This is a genomic window from Streptomyces sp. NRRL F-6492 (assembly GCF_001280125.1).
Classification (GTDB): Bacteria; Actinomycetota; Actinomycetes; order Streptomycetales; family Streptomycetaceae; genus Streptomyces.
Window position 1 is genome coordinate 1 of sequence record NZ_LGEG01000158.1, and the last position, 349, is coordinate 349.

Sequence of the window (349 nt, forward strand, 5' to 3'; positions counted from 1 at the left end):
TGCTGGAGTAGTGGGCGAAGACGTCCGGGCCGCCGTCCTGGGCGATGAACCCGAAGCCCTTCTCGGCGTTGAACCACTTCACGGTACCGCTGGCCATGCTGCTGTCCTTCGATCGAGCCGGAGAATCCGGCCGGGTTGAGAAAAGTGCCCTCCCCCTGTGGGAGGACACCCGAAACCCGTCCCGCCTCGCGCGTGGTCCGGTGGATCGGTCACACCGCGCGGGGCCGGAACGGGTGGTGCGGGGGGGGCGTTACTTGCCCTTGGCGGCTTCCTTGAGCTTCGAGCCCGCGGAGACCTTCACGCTGTAGCCGGCCGGGATGTCGATCGGGTCGCCGGTCTGCGGGTTACG

General features: G+C 68.2%; 2 protein-coding genes. Both read right to left on the minus strand.

The window, feature by feature from the left end; genetic code table 11:
• The coding region (locus tag ADL08_RS13590) for a cold-shock protein (RefSeq protein WP_159042985.1) at positions 1-97 on the minus strand (97 nt) is incomplete at its 3' end.
• A 153-nt stretch (positions 98-250) separates the two neighbouring features.
• On the minus strand, positions 251-349 hold a 99-nt coding region (locus tag ADL08_RS13595), incomplete at its 5' end, for an HU family DNA-binding protein (RefSeq protein WP_199837001.1).